The 1,942-nt window shown below is 64.3% G+C and carries 4 protein-coding genes; 2 read left to right on the forward strand and 2 right to left on the reverse strand.

Annotated features, from left to right (window positions below; translation table 11 throughout):
* The first annotated feature begins 267 nt into the window (after nucleotides 1–267).
* The gene (locus ASG32_RS31940) at nucleotides 268–585 is read left to right on the forward strand and encodes a hypothetical protein (protein ID WP_056534160.1); all 318 of its coding nucleotides are present in this window, start codon (nucleotides 268–270) and stop codon (nucleotides 583–585) included.
* A 65-nt stretch (nucleotides 586–650) separates the two neighbouring features.
* Here the strand turns inward: ASG32_RS31940 and ASG32_RS31945 are convergent, their stop codons facing one another.
* Complete coding sequence (locus tag ASG32_RS31945) at nucleotides 651–860, reverse strand: hypothetical protein (RefSeq protein WP_056534163.1); 210 nt, start codon at nucleotides 858–860, stop codon at nucleotides 651–653.
* Between the two features lie 194 nt (nucleotides 861–1,054).
* On the opposite strand from ASG32_RS31945, the gene ASG32_RS31950 reads away from it, so the two are divergent.
* Nucleotides 1,055–1,303 (forward strand): hypothetical protein, encoded by a 249-nt coding sequence (locus ASG32_RS31950; protein ID WP_056534166.1) that lies wholly within the window; start codon nucleotides 1,055–1,057, stop codon nucleotides 1,301–1,303.
* A gap of 27 nt (nucleotides 1,304–1,330) precedes the next feature.
* Here ASG32_RS31950 and ASG32_RS31955 read toward each other — a convergent pair whose 3' ends face one another.
* Nucleotides 1,331–1,720 carry a hypothetical protein gene (locus tag ASG32_RS31955; protein WP_056534169.1) on the reverse strand — a complete coding sequence of 130 codons (390 nt, stop codon included), beginning with the start codon at nucleotides 1,718–1,720 and terminating at the stop codon, nucleotides 1,331–1,333.
* Nucleotides 1,721–1,942: the final 222 nt, after the last annotated feature.

Below are 1,942 nucleotides of genomic sequence, written 5' to 3' on the forward strand. Positions count from 1 at the left end.
ACCTGGCGCCGGCTGAAGGGCGAAAACCAGTTGCCGAAGGTCGTGGCCGGCGTCATCTTCCGCGACGGGACCGAGGTCGTCGCGAGCCCAGATCACCGCGCCGCCTGACCGTCGCCGTCACCTAAAATCCTGCATAGCTCGCTGGCAAGGTCATGCCGGCAACCATGCCGTCCGGTTGTGGCGAGCATGTTGCCGGATATGGGCAGAGCATTCACGAGCTAGCGATAAGGCGTACCTGGCTCCATGACGGGCGTTTAGGTAACTGCCATGCTTTGGTCCTGCCTGATCCTCATCGCTGAACAGGCGTTCGTGCCCGCGCAGTGGGAGCGCGCCTCCGTGCGAAAAGAGGCGGTTCTCGAAGGGCTCGTGCTCGGTGTCGTTGGCGCCGTTGTTGGCACCGGAGCGCTCGTGTTCTCGATGGTAGCAATCGAGATCAGCGGCATAACCCACTGCGTGGATTGGCAGCGAAGGCACGATCTGGTGCGGCTGGACGATGGGCCGCTACGGCCTCTTGCCTCTGAACGCCTCGGCTCTCAGCTGCTCAAGCACCATGCTGCCGCTCCTGGTCGAACCGACAGGATGTAGAACGATGGAGAGGGCCAGTCCGTCCGAAGGAGCACCCGATCGGCACGTGCCCTCGGCGGCCGGACTCAGCGAGCGCTCTGCCACCGAGCAGTGACCTCCCGGAAGGCCACATCGCCGTCCGCCTCTGACGCGCCTTCCGACCCGAAGGATCGAACCGACTGGCGCACGAGAACACCGTCGCGCGTGATCGACCAGTCGAACCGGCCGGGCTCCTTCGCAGAGGGCGTCACGCGCAGCGTGTGAGGGTTCGGCTTGAAGATGATCATGACCAGCATGTGGGGGCTGACAGAGCCATCCGTCAGGGGACGGAAGCGATAGGCGGGCCGGAGTTCACGTCGAGCCTCGTCAGACCGTGATCGGATCGGGCGACGGGGCTAGGACGCAGGGCGGGCATGCGACCAAGCGCCGGATCTCTCCCACGATGTGATGTGTTCAAGCTCTGCCGCACCCCGGCGGTCAGGAGTGTACCGTGTACAATCCCTTCTTCTCGTCGCTTATGCTGGCCATTGAGGCACAGCGCGTCATCGAGTTGCGAATGGTTCGCTTGGCCTGGGGCGGCAGAGAGGGACTGGCTGAGGCGCAGTCCATGGTGATTGAGAAGGTTCACGCCGCCGGCGAGGCGATGACGACATTGATGTTCGGCGGCTCGCCCGAAACGGTCATCGCCCGCTACCGTGAGCACGTGGCTGCGAACACGAAGCGTCTCTCCGCTCCGTGAGGGTCGTGCGGCTTCGTCATAGAAAGCCTAGCTAGAACGCTTCGCACTCCAACTGCCGCTGCACTCGACCAAGCCGCCAGACGTGCGCCAAGTGCCGCTGCCGCTGCCCTTCGCGGTCAGACTGCCGGCGATCGGCACCTTGTTCGAGCCTTGGGTGATCGTAGCCTGCACGGCACCACCCGCCGACACACCGCCATCGATGTCGACTTCCTCACCAGGGATTGAGGCATCGCTGTCCTTGATCTGCACCTGATAACTCGTGCTGGCCGAGCAGGGTCCCTCGGCAGTGGTAGCCACGATGGTCCAGGAGCCGTCGAACTGGTTCGGGACCTGCACCTTCTTCGTCGCGGCAACCGCTGGGAGGAACGCGCCTGCCGTCAGGCCAGCCGCGAGGATCAGGGTAAGGGTACGTGACACCGATGGCTCCGAAGATTGCGGCGCCATGATCGGCCACGCCTTCGCAGAACGGAGGTCTCGGCTCGATAGTTTCAGCGGCTACGCAGATCCTTCTGCGGCCGTAAGAAGGTGCTCCGGCGGCTGTTCGGGGACTGTCAGGAATTCCGTGTGCGGGCGGCGGGTTGAACATCAGGCCGCCATGGCCCGGGTGAAGCGCTCGCCGAAGATGACGGCGAACTGCGC

Origin of the sequence: Methylobacterium sp. Leaf361, from assembly GCF_001424445.1 — a bacterium.
In the GTDB taxonomy this organism is placed as follows: domain Bacteria; phylum Pseudomonadota; class Alphaproteobacteria; order Rhizobiales; family Beijerinckiaceae; genus Methylobacterium.

Coding starts and splice junctions, on each gene's coding strand:
- ASG32_RS31940 (WP_056534160.1), top strand. CDS start 268: ATGCTTTGGTCCTGCCTGATCCTCATCGCTGAACAGGCGTTCGTGCCC.
- ASG32_RS31945 (WP_056534163.1), bottom strand. CDS start 860: ATGCTGGTCATGATCATCTTCAAGCCGAACCCTCACACGCTGCGCGTG.